Raw genomic sequence first — 15461 nt, 5'->3', positions numbered from 1 at the left:
TGAAACTGTGGGGCGCACAAAGTTGCACTGTTGCACTCTGGGCGGGGGATTTTTACACTCTGAGGTGTGACTTGGACTCTGGAGGAACTGGAGCGGCGGCTCACGGAACTTCGGCACCTCAATCGCGATACCACCGAGGTGGAGGTAAAGCGTGCCTCGCGTCTCCCGGAGAATCTGCCCGAAAGCATATGCGCTTTTGCGAATATGCCTGATGGGGGAACGGTTATTCTCGGTATTTCGGAAGAGGATAACTTCTCCGTGGAGGGGATCGAGGATGCCCCGGCAATGCTGGATGCGGTTATCAGTCAAACCCGCACCTGTGTGGTACCGGCACCGCAGCTCGAGGCGAAAGTTTTTACCCTGAACGGCAAGGACGTGGTGGTGGTTCACGTCGCTTCTGTGCCGCTGTCCGTGCGCCCTGCTCGTTATAAAAACCGAGCTTATCTGCGGCAGTCCGATGGCGATTACGTCATGAATGACTCGGATCTTGCGCTCATTGAGATCCAAAAATTGGCACACTCGGAGCACTATCGCTTTGATGTTGCCCCGGTGTTCAACTCCGGGCGGCAGGATCTGGATTCCGACGCCGTAGGAAAGTTTTTGAGCAGCGCCCGTGCTCAGAGCCAGCGCCTTTCCCGGGTCGGTAGCGACTCTGCGTTATTGGAGATGCTCAATATCGTCACCGGGGACGACGAGGTAACGCTTTCCGGGTTGTACGCGCTTGGTATGTATCCGCAGGCTAAGGCCCCACAACTCCGGATTACGGCGGCGGTGCAGACGGATCATAACGGAAGAGGGATACGCAACCGTAATCGGCGAGACTTCGATGGCCCTCTGCCGGACCTGTTGGAGGACGCCGTCGCCTGGGTAGGGGAAAACGCCCCCAGGTACGGGCGCTATGTGAGCAGCGGAAACATGGTGGAGGAGTGCGTTTATCCCCTTGGCGCGGTGCGTGAGTTGATCGCTAATGCCTTGGTACACCGGGATCTTAGCCCCAACTCCGAGGGGAAGTGGGTGGAGATTCGCATTAAAGGAGACCGGCTGATTATTACTAACCCGGGTGGGCTGCGTGGGGTCTCTACACAGCAGTTAGAAAGCGCCGCTCTTGCCAAAAACGCCGTGAATCCCCGGTTATACGACATCGCTAAGCGTGTTCGCTCCGTTTCCGGCAGCCGTGTGATCGAGGGGGAGGGTGCTGGGGTGCAGGAGGTCTTTGCTCAGGCGCGTGAAGCGGGTCTGCCTAAGCCGACTCTTATTGATACTGGCGTGCAGTTCACCGCGATCATGTATGGCACCCCAGCGGGGGAGGAGAATGGTCCCGCCTCCCCAGCGTTACCACTCACCGAGAAGGCGCCACAGAAGCGGCCACTCCGCGCTCGGAACAACTCCGCCCGCGTCGTAACAAAGAACGGCGACGCCATCATGAAGGCGCTTACCGCCCATGGTTCCGAGACAGACCTCGATCAGCTTGTTGCCAGCACGAATCTCACCGAGGGGCAGGTCCGTTACGCCGTGGAAAAACTTATGAGTGCTGGGCTGGTGCGGCGCAACGGTGGCTGGGGAGTGCGCGGCACCACCTACACGCTCCTCTAGGAGGCGGCGCTAAAGCCCACCCTGGTGGAGGAGTCCTGCACCACCCGCACCTCGGAGTCGTCCTGCCCGTAGACCACGCGGGTGGTCAGGGCCACCTCCCCGGCGCGCGGCAGCGGCTCCCCGAGGTTGAGTCGCAGGCTCCCGGAGCTGGCGGTGTTGGCGTTCATGACGTCCAGGGTCTGGGTGCCCTGCTCCTCGGGGGCGTCGAGGGTGAGCGCGCCCTGCGCCGGGCGCTGCTGCACGCTCACGGCCAGCTCCACGTCGTCGCCGTCGAGGGCGGTGAGGGTGTAGGTGGCGGTTTGCAGCAGGGTGGCCTCGCCGGTCACCCGCGAGTCCACGCTCCACACGGCGCCCACGCCCACGGGCTCCTCGGGGAAGATCACGGGCAGGGAGAGCAGCTTCATCAGGGCCTGCTCCACCAGCGCGCGGCCCTCGTCGCTGGCCTCGGCGGGGGCGGCGAGGTTCACGGAGGATACGCGCCCGCTGTGGTCCCCGCTCCACCCGAGCTTAAAGTCCCGCGTCCCCTCCAGGTCCTCGGCGCGCGCGGGCTCGGCGGTGGGCTGGCCGAGGACGGTGGTGACCTCGCGCTCGTCGGCGGAGTCCCCGTCCGGGTCGGTGGCGCTGCTCGACGCCCGCAGCGGCAGGGTGAGGGTGGAGGCCTCGCCCACGCTGTCGGTGGCCTCGGGGGCCTGGGTCCGCACGGCGTCGGCGCGCATGACCTGCTGGTCAAAGCCGCTGCCGATCTCCACGGTCACCCGCTGCTCGGCCTGCCGGTCGGCGTAGCGCAGGGTGCGGTGGGGGTCCTGGCCGGGGTCCTGGAGCAGCACGCGGGCCGGGTCCACCTTGAGATCCACGGGCGCCTCCACCTGGGTGGGGGAGGAGTCCTCGGCGGAGCAGGAGGCCAGGCCGAGCGCGCAGGCCCCCAGGAGGCTGGCCGCAAGGAGCCGGGGACGGGGCGGGAGGGAAAATACACGCACGGGTTCCAATCTACCGCCCGCGCGGTATGACAGCCGCGCGGGGGATGAGGAACAATGGAGCCCGTGACGCAGCGCGCAACGGAGAAAAAACGCCCCTTCGTGGCATTCATGGCGGCCATCGTGCTGGCGGTGGCCGCGCTGGACCAGGCGGTCAAGGCGCTCATGGTCTCCTGGCTGGAGCCGGGGGTGCCGCAGCCGGTGCTGGGGGACTGGTTCCGCTTCCTCCTGCTGTTTAATCCCGGCGCGGCCTTCTCCATGGGGCAGGGCTCCACCTGGCTTTTCACCTGCTTCCAGATCGCCTTCATCGCGGGCGTGGCCGTGGCGGCCCCCAGGGTGCGCGACCCGTGGACGGCCCTGGGCCTGGCCCTGGTGGGCGGGGGAGCGCTGGGCAACCTCATCGACCGGCTGTTTCGCGCCCCCCAGTTCTTCCTGGGGCATGTGGTGGACTACATCTCCGTGGGGGGCTTCGCGGTATTTAATATCGCGGACGCGTGTATTAGCGTCGGTGTGGTGATCTTCATCATTGGTATGCTCCTGGACGACCGCGCGGCCGCCCGCGCCGGGGAGGAGGGCTGATGTCGCGCGAGGTACGCACCCTCCCCGTGCCGGAGGGCCTGGTGGGTATGCGCGTGGACGCCGCCCTGTCCAAGCTGCTGGGGCTCTCCCGCAGCGCGGTGGCGGACCTCGCGGAGTCCGGCGACGTGCTCGTGGACGGCGCGGCGGTGGGCAAGTCCGCGCGGCTGCACGCGGGGGGCCTGCTCATGGTCACCCTCCCCGCGCCGCCGGCCTCCGCGGAGCCCCGGCCCGAGCACGTCGAGGGCATGGACATCCTCTACTACGATTCCGACCTCATCGCCGTGCACAAGCCCGTGGGCGTGGCGGCGCATCCCACCGTGGGCTGGGAGGGGCCCACGGTGGTGGGCGGGCTGGCCGGGGCGGGCTTTCGCATCTCCACCTCCGGCCCGCCCGAGCGCCAGGGCATCGTCCAGCGCCTGGACGTGGGCACCTCCGGGGTGATGGTGGTGGCCGCCTCGGAGCGGGGGTACTCCGTGCTCAAAAGGGCGTTCAAGGAGCGCACCGTGACCAAGACGTACCACGCGCTCGTGCAGGGCCACCCGGATCCCTTCACCGGCACCATCGACGCCCCCATCGGGCGGCACCCGTCCTCGGGCTGGCGCTTCGCGGTGACCACCGACGGCAAACCGGCGGTCACGCACTACGAGACGATCGAGGCCTTCCCCGAGGCCACCCTGCTGGAGGTGCACCTGGAGACGGGCCGCACCCACCAGATCCGGGTGCACATGTCCGCCATCCATCACCCCTGCTGCGGGGACCCGATGTACGGCTCGGACCCGGAGCTGGCCCGCCGCCTGGGGCTGATCCGCCAGTGGCTGCACGCGGTGCGGCTGGGCTTTCACCACCCCGCCGACGGCCGCTGGATGGAGATCGAGGCCCCCTATCCGCAGGACCTTGAGACGGCCCTGGAACGGGTGCGGGCATGACCGCCCGGGTGGTGCGCATGGTCGCGCCCTCCGTGGCGCTGGTGCTGCTGCTGGGGGTGGTGCTCTTGCTGGGCACGTGGGCCAGCGAGCGGGACCGCGAGGGGCTGCCGCTCAACGGGGACACCGTGGGCATCGAGGCCGGGGAGTCCTACGCCGACTACCAGCGGCGCGCCCGGGAAACCCTGGACGAGGCCCCGGCGGACCGGGAGGCCTACGCGCTGGTGGTGTTCCGCGACTGGGCCACCCCGGAGCAGGCGGGGCCGTGGCTCGAACCCTTGTCTAGGGTGGACGCGGGGCTGATCGACGCCGTGCGGATACGCCCGCTGCCGGAGCCGGTGGCAGGTTCCACCCGCGGCGAGGTGCTCGCCACGGGGATGGAGCGCGAGCTGGCGGCCACCTCCGGGTTGCAGCCGAGGCTGAGCGGGGCGATCGTGCGCGATACCGGGGAGCGTCTGCGGGCCTGGGCCGCCGAGCAGGAGGACGTCCTCGCGGCGGTGGAGGTGCTGCCCCCGGACGCCCCCTGGGAGGGTTTCGGGATACGGCTCACGCTCCCCGAGGCCGCTGCGGCCGACGCCGAGGCTGCCGAGGATTCTGCCCCCTCTGCCCCCTCTGCCCCCTCTGCGCCCGCCGAGCCCGGCGCCGTGTAGCGTCGAGGATAAAGAGCGCCACCGCCGCCCAGATGAGTAGGAAGCCCACCCACCGCTGCGGTGAGACGTGCTCGTGGACCACGAAGAGCGCCCAGAGCATCTGCATGGTGGGGGTGAGGTACTGCAGCATGCCCACGGTGGACAGCGTGATGACCTTGGTGGCCCGGGCGAACAGCAGCAGCGGGACCACCGTGATCGCCCCGGAGGCCATGAGCAGCCCCGCGTGCCCGGCCCCCATGCTCAGCGCCGTGCCCCGCCCCGTGGCCTCCAGCCAGGCGAGGTAGCCCAGCGCCAGCGGCACCAGGACGAGGGTCTCGGCGGCCAGCCCGGCGGGCCCGGAGACGGGGATCTGCTTCTTGAGCAGCCCGTAGAGGCCGAAGGAGAGCGCTAGGCCCAGGGCCAGCACCGGGGGTTGCCCGCCGAGGAGTGTGAGCCACGCCACGGCCGCGGCGGCCAGGAGCACCGCCATGAGCTGGAGGCGGCGCAGCCTTTCCCCCAGGATGAGCACCCCCAGCAGCACGCTGACCAGCGGGTTGATGAAGTAGCCCAGGGCGGCGTCCGCCACGTGCCCGGAGTTGACCGCCACGATGTAGATGAGCCAGTTGGCGGCGATGAGCAGCCCGGCCCCGCCCATGTGCGCCCAGGTGGCCCGGTGCGCCGCGCGCAGCTCCGCCCAGCCGCGCGTGACGGTGAGCACGAGCGCCATGAGCAGCGCCGCCCAGAGGATGCGGTGGGCCAGGATCTCCACGGCGCCGGCGGGCTCCAGCAGCGGGAAGAAGGCCGGGAAAAGTCCCCACAGGAGATACGCCAAAATACCGTAGATCATGCGGTTACTGTAGCCCCTGCCGCGGCGGGGCGGGGAGATTTGCCCTAGCCGATAGACTGAGCGGCATGGCCAAGAACTCCTCCTTCGTGCACCTGCATAATCACACGGAATACTCCATGCTGGACGGGATGGCCAAGGTGGACATGCTGGCCGACGAGGTCAAGCGCCAGGGGATGCCGGCGGTGGGGATCACCGACCACGGCAACATGTTCGGCTCGAACGCCTTTTACCGCAAGATGGTGGAAACAGGAATCAAGCCCATCATCGGCATCGAGGCGTACATGGCCCCGGAGTCGCGCTTCAACAAGACCCGCGTGCGCTGGGGCGAGCCGCACCAGAAGTCCGACGACGTCTCCGCCTCCGGCGCGTACCTGCACCAGACCATGCTCGCGGAGAACGCCACCGGCCTGCGCAACCTCTTCTATCTGTCCTCGATGGCCTCCTACGAGGGGCAGTTGGGCAAGTGGCCGCGCATGGACGCCGACCTCATCGCGGAGCACGCCGACGGCATCATCGCCACCACGGGCTGCCCCTCGGGGGACGTGCAGACGCGCCTGCGCCTGGGGCAGTTCGACAAGGCCCTCGAGGCCGCCGCGATGTGGCAGGACATCTACGGCAAGGACAACTACTTCCTGGAGCTGATGGACCACGGCCTGGACATCGAGACCAGGGTGCGCTCCGAGCTGCTGGAGATCGGGCGCAAGCTGGGCCTGCCCCCGCTGGTGACCAACGACTGCCACTACGTGCTGCAATCCCAGTCCCAGCCGCACGAGGCCATGCTGTGCGTGCAAACCGGCAAGACCCTGCACGACCCCGATCGCTTCAAGTTCGGCGGGGACGGCTACTACATCAAGTCCGCCGCGCAGATGCGCGAGCTGTGGGACGAGATGGTGCCCGACGGCTGCGATAACACCCTGTGGATCGCGGAGCGCGTGGGGGACTACGGCGAGCTGTGGGAGGACCACCCCCACGACCGCATGCCGATTGCGGACGTGCCGGAGGGGGAGACCCCGACCTCCTGGCTGACCCACGAGGTGATGGAGGGCCTCAAGGAGCGCTTCTCCGGCGGGGAGGTGCCCCAGGAGTACATTGACCGCGCCAAGTACGAGATCAGCGTGATCGACATGAAGGGCTACCCCTCGTACTTCCTCATCGTGGCGGAGCTGATCAAGCACGCCCGCTCGGTGGGCATCCGCGTGGGGCCGGGCCGTGGCTCCGCCGCCGGGGCCCTGGTGGCCTACGCCCTGACGATCACCAACATCGACCCGATGGAGCACGATCTCCTTTTCGAGCGATTCCTCAACCCGGAGCGCCCCTCGGCCCCCGATATCGATATCGACTTCGACGATCGCAGGCGCGGCGAGATGATCCGCTACGCCTCGGACCGCTGGGGCGAGGACAAGATCGCCCAGGTGATTACCTTCGGCACGGTCAAAACCAAGCAGGCCATCAAGGACTCGGCCCGCGTGCAGTTCGGCCAGCCCGGCTACCAGATCGCAGACCGCATCACCAAGGCCCTGCCCCCGGCGATCATGGCCAAGGACATCCCGCTCTCCGGCATCACCGACCCCGAGCACGAGCGCTACAACGAGGCGGGCGAGGTGCGCTCGCTCATCGAGACGGACCCGGACATCAAGCAGATCTACGAGACGGCCCGTGGCCTGGAGGGCGTGGTGCGCCAGGCGGGCGTGCACGCCTGCGCGGTGATCATGGCCTCCGTGCCCCTGCTGGATCACATCCCCATGTGGAAGCGCGCGGCCGACGGCGCGCTGATCACCGGCTGGGACTACCCCGCCTGCGAGGCCATCGGCCTGCTGAAGATGGACTTCCTGGGCCTGCGCAACCTCACCGTGATCGGGGACGCCATCGAGAACATCAAGGCCAACCGGGGCGAGGAGGTGCTGCTGGAGTCCCTGGAGACGGAGGACGAGGAGGTCTACAAGCTGCTGAGCCGGGGCGACACCCTGGGCGTGTTCCAGCTCGATAGCGGCGGCATGCAGGAGCTGCTCAAGCGCATGCAGCCCACCGGATTCAAGGACATCGTGGCCTCCCTGGCGCTGTACCGCCCCGGCCCGATGGGCGTGAACGCCCACTGGGACTACGCGGACCGCAAGAACGGGCGCAAGCCGATTACCCCCATCCACCCGGAGCTGGAGGAGCCGCTGCGCGAGATCCTGGACGAGACCTACGGCCTGATCGTGTACCAGGAGCAGATCATGCGCATCTCGCAGAAGGTGGCCAACTACACCGCCGGCGAGGCCGATAACTTCCGCAAGGCGATGGGCAAGAAGAAACCGGAGGTGCTGGCCAAGCAGTACGAGAAGTTCGCCGGGGGCATGAAGGACAACGGCTACTCCAAGGCCGCGGTGGACGCCCTGTGGGGCACCATCGAGCCCTTCGCCTCCTACGCCTTCAACAAGTCCCACGCCGCGGGCTACGGGTTGGTGTCCTTCTGGACGGCCTACCTCAAGGCCCACTACGCCCCGGAGTATATGGCGGCCCTGCTCTCCTCGGTGGCGGACAAGAAGGACAAGTCCGCCATCTACCTCGCGGATTGCCGCCACCTGGGTATCAGGGTGCTCTCCCCGGACGTCAACGAGTCCCACAACGACTTCATGGCCGTGGGCGAGGACATCCGCTTTGGCCTGGGGGCCATCCGCAACGTGGGCAAGGACGTGGTGGACTCCATCGTGCGCACCAGGGAGAGCAAGGGCGCGTACAAGGACTTCGGGGACTACCTGGAAAAGATCGAGCTGTTGCCCTGCAACAAGCGCATCACGGAGTCCCTCATCCGGGCCGGGGCCTTCGACTCCCTCGGCCTGCCGCGCAAGGGCCTGACGCTGATCCACGAGGACGCCGTGGACGCCGTGACGGCCACCAAGAAGGCGGCGGACAAGGGGCAGTTCGACCTCTTCGCGGGCCTCGGCGGGCAGGACGAGGCGATGGACAACGTCTTTGCCATCGAGGTTCCCGACGCCGAGTGGGACCGCAAGCACAAGCTCGCGCTGGAGCGCGAGATGCTGGGCCTCTACGTCTCCGGGCACCCCCTGGACGGCTTCGAGGAGGCCCTGGCGGCCCAGACGGACACCGCGATCACCACCATCCTGGGCGGCGAGCTGCGCCACGGCCAGGAGGTGACCATCGGCGGCATCATCTCCGGCGTGGACCGGCGCTTTTCCAAGAAGGACGGCTCGCCCTGGGCCATCGTCACGCTGGAGGATCACAACGGCGCGCAGACGGACCTGCTGGTGTTCAACAAAGTCTACGCCCTGGTCAGCTCGCAGATCGTGGAGGACAACATCATCCTGGCCAAGGCGCACGTCTCCATCCGGGACGAGCGCACGAGCCTGTTCTGCGACGACCTCAAGGTCCCGGAGCTGGGCGCGGGCAACGGCAGCGGCCTGCCCCTGCGGCTGACCATGCGCACCGACCAGTGCACGCCCATGAACATCAAGAAGCTCAAGGACGTGCTGGTGGCCAACCGGGGCGAGTCCGACGTTTACCTCAAGCTGGTCAACGGGGAGGAGTCCACCCTCATGGTGCTGGGCGAGCACCTGCGGGTGGAGCGCTCCGCCTCTCTGATGGGGGACCTCAAGGCCACGATGGGCACGGGGATCCTGGGCTAGGAGGCCCGGGGCGGGGCCGCTGATCGCGCGGTCCCGAGCGTCGGGCTTAGTCCTCGAAGAACTCCTCGGAGAGCCGAATATCCACCCGGGGCCGGTTCTTAGGCCGGTAGCGCCGCTGGCGCTCCCGTTCCCTCTCCGCGAGCCTGCGGCGGTACTCCCTGCGCGCCTGCCGCTTGTGCTCCTCGATGTCCGCCACGGTCTGCCTGGTCAGCTCGGAGATCTCCTGCTTCCTGCGCGCGGACTCCTCGGGCGTTTCGTTGGTGTCCTTCCACGGCTCGACGAGGCAGGCCTGGGGAAGGAATCCGAGCAGGGCACACAGCGCGCCCCGGCCCAGGCGGGAGGGCCCGCGATGGCCAGCCCGGCCGTCCCGCCCGCCGCCGCGGGGCCGAGGAGGTGGGCGGCCGTGGACGCCGCCCCGTGCGGGGAGTGCTTGCCTTGGAGATGCACCAGCGGGCGGGTGAGCAGCGCGAGGAGGAGGGAGCCGCCCACTCCCGAGGCCAGGCCGAGCAGGCGGCGCTGCCGTGGCGCGAGGCGGCGGCGTGGGCAGAGCCGGTCGATTATCCCGGCGGCGATGAGGGTGCACAGCCCATTGAGGGGCGCCAGGGTGAGCGCCCCCGCGAGCGCATGCTTGAACGGTACGGGTGTAAAGGGCATCGGTGTGCAGCCTACCGCCGCCTGCAAGAAAAAACCCGCCAGGAGGCACCGTGGTCGGTGATCCCCCGGCGGGGTGTGGCGCGGGCGGTGGGGGAGGGCCTAGACCCCCGCGCGCTCCACGCCGTGCAGCTCGGAGTCGGAGGCCAGGCCGTTGCCCTCGTAGACCTCGGTGCTGCGCGGGCTGTGGGTGGTGGTGTACTCCGCGAAGGAGAGCACCAGGCCGCCGAGCACGTTGGTGCTGGGGTCCCCGGTGAAGGTGCCGTGGTAGGAGCCGTTGACCACGCCCCACCACTTGGGCCCGGTGGCGCGGTCGTAGAGCATCCGGGACAGCGGGTAGGGCACCAGGGACTCGTTCTCGGCCAGGGCGAAGAGCACCGGCTTGGTGGTGGCCGGGGAGGCCAGGCCGAAGTCCGCGGGGCCGGGGTTGACGGCCACCACGCCGGTGACGCGGAAGTTCGGATCCCCGGCGGCCTGTGCGCCCTGCTCCAGGGTCTCGGAGACGCGCACCACGGCGCCGCCGCCGGCGGAGTGGCCCACCAGGGTGGTCCGCGAGGTGTCCACCTTGCCGAACAGGGGAGAGGAGGCGTCCTGGTTGGCGGCGATGGTCTCGGCGGCGGCGCGCTCCACCTGGTAGCCAAACCAGTTCACAAAGGAGTAACCCAGGGCCACCACGTAGCCGTGGGAGGCGTACAGCTCGGCCTGGCGGGAGACCAGGCCGGGCTCGGCGCCGATGCCGGGGCTTAAGATCACCAGCGGGGCCTTGTCCATCGAGGCGATGTCCGCCGGGTAGATGAACTTGTGGCCGATGGGGGACTCCTCCCCGGCGGGGAAGGTGTCGTAGCAGGGGGCGCCGTCGGGGACGCCGTGCTGGAAGCGCAGGATCTGGTTGTAGGTGGAGAACACGAGGTCGGTGCACTCGTGGGTCTCCGCCGTGGCGGCCACGGGGTGCGGGCCGACCTGGCCGAAGGCGGTGCGGATGGCGCCAGCGGGCTCGTCGTAGGGGGCCGTGGCCACCACGCCGGTGCTGCCCTGGGCCGCCAGGTCCTCGGGAACCGGCAGCGTGATGTTGTGATCCGGGGTGGGCAGGTCGCTCGAGGAGGGGGCGGCGTGGGCCACGCCGGGTGCGGCGAGGGTTGCGGCGAAGGTGGCGAGGGTAATGCCTAGCGCTGTGCGCTTCATGCGAACCATAACCTTTCTTGATAACAGATTGACTAAAGGAATATAAATGACGCAATGCGGAAAGTACCAAAGTGACCACCCGTATGGAGGTATCGCGCCGACGGGTTAGAATCCCTGAGCATGAGTAGCACGCGGTCCGCCGATCCCATCCACGCCTCGGACATCCAGCTCGCCCAGGCGAGGATCTCCTCGACGATCGCCCAGACCCCCCTGCAGTACTGCCCCCGCCTCTCCGAGGCGACGGGCGCCCGGGTCTACCTCAAGCGCGAGGATCTTCAGGACGTGCGCTCCTACAAGATCCGCGGGGCGATGAACGCGGTGAGCCAGCTCAGCGCGGAGGATCGTGCGGCGGGCATCGTGGCGGCCTCCGCGGGCAACCACGCCCAGGGCGTGGCCTACGCCTGCCGCACGATGGGCATCCAGGGAAAGATCTTCGTGCCCCGCCAAACGCCCGCCCAGAAGCGGGACCGCATCCGGGTGCACGGGGGCGACGCCGTGGAGCTGGTGGTCACCGGCGATAGCTTCGACGAGGCCGCCCAGGCCGCGCGCGCCGACGCCGCCGCCCGGGGGGCCGTGGTGGTCGAGCCCTTCGACAACCGCTCCACCATCGTCGGGCAGGGCACCGTGGCCGCCGAGGTGCTCTCCCAGCTCACCGTCGAGGGCAAGGCCCTGGACACCATCGTGGTGCCCGTGGGCGGGGCGGGCCTGCTCTCCGGGGTGCTCAGCTACGTCGCGGACATGGCCCCGCGCACCGCCGTGATCGGGGTGGAGCCCCGGGGCGCGGCCTCCCTCCAGGCGGCCATCCGCAACGACGGCCCCGTGACGCTGGACAGCGTGGACCCCTTCGTGGACGGTGCCGCCGTTAAGCGCCTGGGGCAGTCCAACTGGGAGGTCGTGGAGGCCAACCTGGGGCGCCTGCACGCGATGGACGTCTCCGAGGGCGCCGTGTGCACCGAGATGCTGGACCTGTACCAAAACGAGGGGATCATCGCGGAGCCCGCGGGAGCGCTCTCCGTGGCGGCCCTGCGCGAGCTGCGCTTCAAGCCGGGCGAGGTGGTGGTGTGCATCATCTCCGGCGGGAACAACGACGTCCTGCGCTACAACGAGATCATGGAGCGCTCCCTGGTGCACCGGGGCCTCAAGCACTACTTCCTGGTGAGCTTCCCCCAGGAGCCCGGGCAGTTGCGGCACTTCCTGGAGGAGGTGCTGGGCCCGGGGGATGACATCACCCGCTTCGAGTACCTCAAGCGCAACAACCGGGAGACCGGTACCGCGCTGGTGGGCCTGCAACTGGGCGCCGCCGCGGACCTCGAGCCCCTGCTGGGGCGCATGGAGAAGTCGCGCCTGGACTGCCGGCAGTTGCACCCGGGCAGCCCGGAGTACGAGTTCCTCATCTGATATGTACACCCGCCCCGCCGCAGAGACCGTCACGCACACCCTGGAGATCAAGCGCTCGCGCTTTATCACCCACCTCACCCGCGTGACCGACGAGCCCTCGGCGCGCGCCTTCGTGGATTCCGTGCGCGCCACCTACCCGGACGCCCGGCACCACTGCAGCGCCTACATCTACCACGTGGAGGGCTCCAACCCGGTGGAGCGCTCCTCCGACGACGGCGAGCCCTCCGGCACGGCCGGAACCCCCATGCTGGAGCAGCTTCGCGGCTCCGGGATGCTCGACGTCGCCGCCGTGGTGGTGCGCTACTTCGGCGGGATCAAGCTGGGCGCAGGGGGCCTGGTGCACGCCTACTCCAACTCCGTGGGGGAGGCCCTGCCCCTGGTCACCCGCACCACCCGCGCCCGCAAGGAGCTGTGGCGCCTGGATCTTCCCCACGCCCACGCCGGGCGCTACGAGGCGGAGCTGCGCGCCCGGGGCGTGGCGGTCACCCAGGTGGACTACGGGGCGCAGGTCACCCTCACCCTGGCCGCGGACCCCGGGCGCGGCGCGGACCTGGCTCAGACCATCGCCGCCGTGACCTCCGGCGCCGCCGCCCCGAGGGCGGCCGGAACCACGTGGGTGGAGGGCTGAGTACAGCTAAGTACACTGGTCAGCATGACTATGCAGCCGAGCCCCTCCAACCCCATCGAGGCCCGCAAGCAGGCCGTGCGGGCGCACCTGCGCAGCATGATCCTGTGGTCCTGCGGTGGCGGCGTCGCGGCGCTGGGGGTTATCCTCTTCGCCGCCGAGGCGCGGTGGCTGGTTCTGCCCATCGTGCTCGTGGCGCTGGTGGCCGCGTTCTACCACCAGCGGCAGGTGAAGCGGATCCTCAACCACCGGGACGAGTACTGATGGCGCAGTCCGATACCACCCCCGCCGGCGGGCCGGTGCGCATCGACGCCTGGGTGTGGGCCGTGCGCCTGCTCAAGACCCGCTCCGAGGCCGCCACCGCCTGCCGCGCCGGGCACGTGAAGATCAACGGGGAGAGCGTCAAGCCCTCCCAGCAGGTGGTGCCGGGGGACCGGGTGCGCGTGTGGGCGCACCACCGCGAGGTGGACGTGGAGGTCACCGCCACCGTGCGCAAGCGGGTGGGCGCGGCGGTGGCCGCCCGGTGCTACGTGGATCACACCCCGCCGCCCCCGCCGCGCGAGGCCTTCGTGCGGCTCCCGCAGCGCGAACGCGGCGCCGGGCGCCCCACCAAGAAGGAGCGGCGCCAGCTCGACCGCCTGCGCGGGCGGGGCTGACGCCGCTGAGGGGGCCGAGGGGAGCTTAGAGGCCGAACTGGCGCAGCAGCTCCGTCAGGCTCAGGCCCCACACGTGGACGAAGTCCGAGAGGCGCTCCGAGGTAGTGGAAAGAAAAGACATTATCGAACCTTTCGGCAGGGGAACGGGCGGTAGGAACCATACTAACGGCAAGACCGCGCCCGCGCGCTATCCCGCGGAGCGCATGGCCTTGAGCCTGCGGGCCAGGCGCTGCGGCCGCTGCTGCGCGCGGTTGCCGCTACGCCCCGTCAGCGCGATGTGTTCCCGGCCATAGCGGCGCAGGAGCAGGTCGTCGATGATGCGCACCTGGCTGGGGCGGTACCGGTACTGCATGGCCGCGCGCACGGCCCGCACGTCCGCCTCGTTAAGCAGGTCCCGCAGCTCCGCCACGCGCACGATCCCGTGCGCGCTCAGCAGCTCCTGCAGCCAGCGGTAGTGGTCCGAGCGCGAGCGCGGGAAGCGCGATTCCAGCAGCACCGTGAGCACGCCGGGCAGCGTCTCCGGGGTCAGCTCCGCCTCGTCGCCCGCCTCCAGGCGGCTGCCCTTGAGCGCGGCGATCTGGTCGAACTGCTGGTCGGCCAGCTCGATGAGCCCCGCCGCGAGGGTAAAGGCCCGGTCCACCTGCGGGTCGAGGGCGCCGGTGCCCCTCTTGTACCGGATGTCGTGCTCAAACTCCGCCCAGGCGTGCTGCAACACGGTGCGTACCTGCACCTCAAAGACCATGCCCCGGTAGTCCTCCAGCTCGTCGGAATCGTCCTCCACCCGCAGCACCAGGTGGTGGGAGCCGTAGCCGAAGTCCCCGGACACGCGGGTCTCCGCGGCCTTGTCCACCGAGCGCAGGACGTGGAAGGACTGCGCGAGCACGTTGACCGCCACCGGGATCTCGGTGGAATGGAAGGTGGTTACCCGCACCCCCACGAGGTCGTGGATGTTCTTCCAGGGCTCCGGGTACAGCGGGCTGCCGTCGGCGGTGCGCTTGCGGGCCTTGGCCTTGAGCGAGGGCCAGGCCTTGACCCGGGCCACCACGCGGTCGTAGGTCACGCCGGCGTCGGCAAGCAGTTCCTCGATGGTATCGATAAAGCGATCCGCGGCGTCGGGGTGGGAGCGGACCCACTCGTGGTACGTGGTGCCCAGGCGGGCGATAACGGCATCGGACATCGTGGTGCCCGATCATACCCGCGCCCCGAGGAGGGTGGGAAAGCCGTGCCGGTAGGCGATGGGCAGCGAGGAGATCCGGGCGGGGACGAAGGAAACGTCCGCCCTGTACCCGCGCGGGGCGGCCAGCAGCAGGTCGGGGCGCGGGGCGTAGTACCAGGGCTCCTGGCCGCGCCCCAGGGAGGTCAGGTGGCGATGCAGGACGGTGAAGGGATAGGGGTGGGCCAGCCACGACGCCGCCGGGGCGCCGGGGCAATCCACCTGCCACACCGGCTGGCCGCGAAAGCCCGGGTGCAGGGCGGTGGCCGCGCGCGTGCGAAACCGCGTGCCGCGCTCGGACTGCGCGGCGGTGAGCAGCTCCGCCGCGGTTCTATCCCACGCCTGGTGCAGGCTCAACCCCAGGCGCGCGATGGCGTCGTGGGTGAGCGGGGCCCCGTCCAGGCACAGCCCGGCGGCGAAGTCCCTAGAGAGCAGCACCACCGCCTGCGCGTCCGGGTAGCTCTCGTCCAGGCGCGGGTCGCGCTGCGGGCGGCGGGTGATCAGCGCGGGCAGCAGCAGGGGAGGAGCGGTGACGCACGGTGCGGACATGGCGGACCCTTCTCTC

16 protein-coding genes are annotated in these 15461 nt (G+C 69.2%); 9 read left to right on the top strand and 7 right to left on the bottom strand.

Features of this window, described 5'->3' with window-relative positions; genetic code table 11:
* The first annotated feature begins 66 nt into the window (after positions 1-66).
* On the top strand, positions 67-1593 hold the full coding sequence (locus tag B140_RS0101075; protein ID WP_026165849.1) for an ATP-binding protein: 1527 nt from the start codon (positions 67-69) through the stop codon (positions 1591-1593).
* Here the strand turns inward: B140_RS0101075 and B140_RS0101070 are convergent.
* Positions 1590-2570 carry a hypothetical protein gene (locus tag B140_RS0101070; RefSeq protein ID WP_018117498.1) on the bottom strand — a complete coding sequence of 327 codons (981 nt, stop codon included), beginning with the start codon at positions 2568-2570 and terminating at the stop codon, positions 1590-1592. The genes B140_RS0101075 and B140_RS0101070 overlap by 4 nt on opposite strands.
* A gap of 54 nt (positions 2571-2624) precedes the next feature.
* On the opposite strand from B140_RS0101070, the gene lspA reads away from it, so the two are divergent.
* The 3 genes from lspA to B140_RS13640 are packed head-to-tail and all read left to right on the top strand — an operon-like array spanning position 2625 to position 4719.
* Positions 2625-3146, top strand: a complete 522-nt coding sequence (gene lspA / locus B140_RS0101065) for a signal peptidase II (protein WP_018117497.1) — start codon at positions 2625-2627, stop codon at positions 3144-3146.
* A complete protein-coding gene (locus B140_RS0101060) occupies positions 3146-4072 on the top strand; it encodes an RluA family pseudouridine synthase (protein ID WP_018117496.1) in 927 nt (308 codons plus the stop codon). Before lspA ends, B140_RS0101060 begins: the two co-directional genes overlap by 1 nt.
* The gene (locus B140_RS13640) at positions 4069-4719 is read left to right on the top strand and encodes a hypothetical protein (RefSeq protein WP_018117495.1); all 651 of its coding nucleotides are present in this window, start codon (positions 4069-4071) and stop codon (positions 4717-4719) included. Before B140_RS0101060 ends, B140_RS13640 begins: the two co-directional genes overlap by 4 nt.
* Here B140_RS13640 and rarD read toward each other — a convergent pair.
* Positions 4616-5545, bottom strand: coding sequence for an EamA family transporter RarD (gene rarD / locus B140_RS11560; protein WP_040425692.1), 930 nt, complete (start codon positions 5543-5545; stop codon positions 4616-4618). The genes B140_RS13640 and rarD overlap by 104 nt on opposite strands.
* Positions 5546-5610: 65 nt before the next feature.
* Here rarD and dnaE point away from each other — a divergent pair, with 65 nt between their 5' ends.
* Positions 5611-9171 (top strand): DNA polymerase III subunit alpha, encoded by a 3561-nt coding sequence (dnaE, locus tag B140_RS0101045; protein WP_018117493.1) that lies wholly within the window; start codon positions 5611-5613, stop codon positions 9169-9171.
* 46 nt (positions 9172-9217) lie between these two features.
* Here dnaE and B140_RS13635 read toward each other — a convergent pair whose 3' ends face one another.
* The 3 genes from B140_RS13635 to B140_RS0101035 form a co-directional block, all read right to left on the bottom strand.
* Entirely contained in the window at positions 9218-9367 is a 150-nt protein-coding gene (locus B140_RS13635) for a hypothetical protein (RefSeq protein ID WP_018117492.1), read from the bottom strand.
* 11 nt (positions 9368-9378) lie between these two features.
* Complete coding sequence (locus B140_RS13630) at positions 9379-9825, bottom strand: hypothetical protein (protein ID WP_156801594.1); 447 nt, start codon at positions 9823-9825, stop codon at positions 9379-9381.
* A gap of 99 nt (positions 9826-9924) precedes the next feature.
* A complete protein-coding gene (locus B140_RS0101035) occupies positions 9925-11004 on the bottom strand; it encodes a poly(ethylene terephthalate) hydrolase family protein (RefSeq protein WP_018117491.1) in 1080 nt (359 codons plus the stop codon).
* A 120-nt stretch (positions 11005-11124) separates the two neighbouring features.
* Here B140_RS0101035 and ilvA point away from each other — a divergent pair, with 120 nt between their 5' ends.
* Genes ilvA through B140_RS0101015 form a run of 4 tightly spaced genes read left to right on the top strand, consistent with a single transcriptional unit; the run spans position 11125 to position 13683 of the window.
* The gene (gene ilvA / locus B140_RS0101030) at positions 11125-12402 is read left to right on the top strand and encodes a threonine ammonia-lyase IlvA (RefSeq protein ID WP_018117490.1); all 1278 of its coding nucleotides are present in this window, start codon (positions 11125-11127) and stop codon (positions 12400-12402) included.
* Position 12403: 1 nt separating this feature from the next.
* Positions 12404-13030, top strand: coding sequence for an IMPACT family protein (locus B140_RS0101025; protein WP_018117489.1), 627 nt, complete (start codon positions 12404-12406; stop codon positions 13028-13030).
* A 24-nt stretch (positions 13031-13054) separates the two neighbouring features.
* Entirely contained in the window at positions 13055-13291 is a 237-nt protein-coding gene (locus B140_RS0101020; protein ID WP_026165848.1) for a hypothetical protein, read from the top strand.
* The gene (locus tag B140_RS0101015) at positions 13291-13683 is read left to right on the top strand and encodes an RNA-binding S4 domain-containing protein (protein WP_018117487.1); all 393 of its coding nucleotides are present in this window, start codon (positions 13291-13293) and stop codon (positions 13681-13683) included. Before B140_RS0101020 ends, B140_RS0101015 begins: the two co-directional genes overlap by 1 nt.
* A gap of 187 nt (positions 13684-13870) precedes the next feature.
* Here B140_RS0101015 and B140_RS0101005 read toward each other — a convergent pair whose 3' ends face one another.
* Both B140_RS0101005 and B140_RS12850 read right to left on the bottom strand, forming a co-directional pair.
* Positions 13871-14860: a GTP pyrophosphokinase gene (locus B140_RS0101005; protein ID WP_018117485.1), complete on the bottom strand. Its 990-nt coding sequence runs from the start codon at positions 14858-14860 to the stop codon at positions 13871-13873.
* Between the two features lie 12 nt (positions 14861-14872).
* Positions 14873-15445 carry a hypothetical protein gene (locus B140_RS12850; protein WP_018117484.1) on the bottom strand — a complete coding sequence of 191 codons (573 nt, stop codon included), beginning with the start codon at positions 15443-15445 and terminating at the stop codon, positions 14873-14875.
* Between the last annotated feature and the right edge of the window lie 16 nt (positions 15446-15461).

Origin of the sequence: Corynebacterium mastitidis DSM 44356 (genome assembly GCF_000375365.1) — a bacterium.
GTDB classification, from domain to species: Bacteria; Actinomycetota; Actinomycetes; order Mycobacteriales; family Mycobacteriaceae; genus Corynebacterium; species Corynebacterium mastitidis.
Note: the sequence above shows the minus strand (reverse complement) of the source record. Positions and strands in the feature narration are given on the sequence as shown.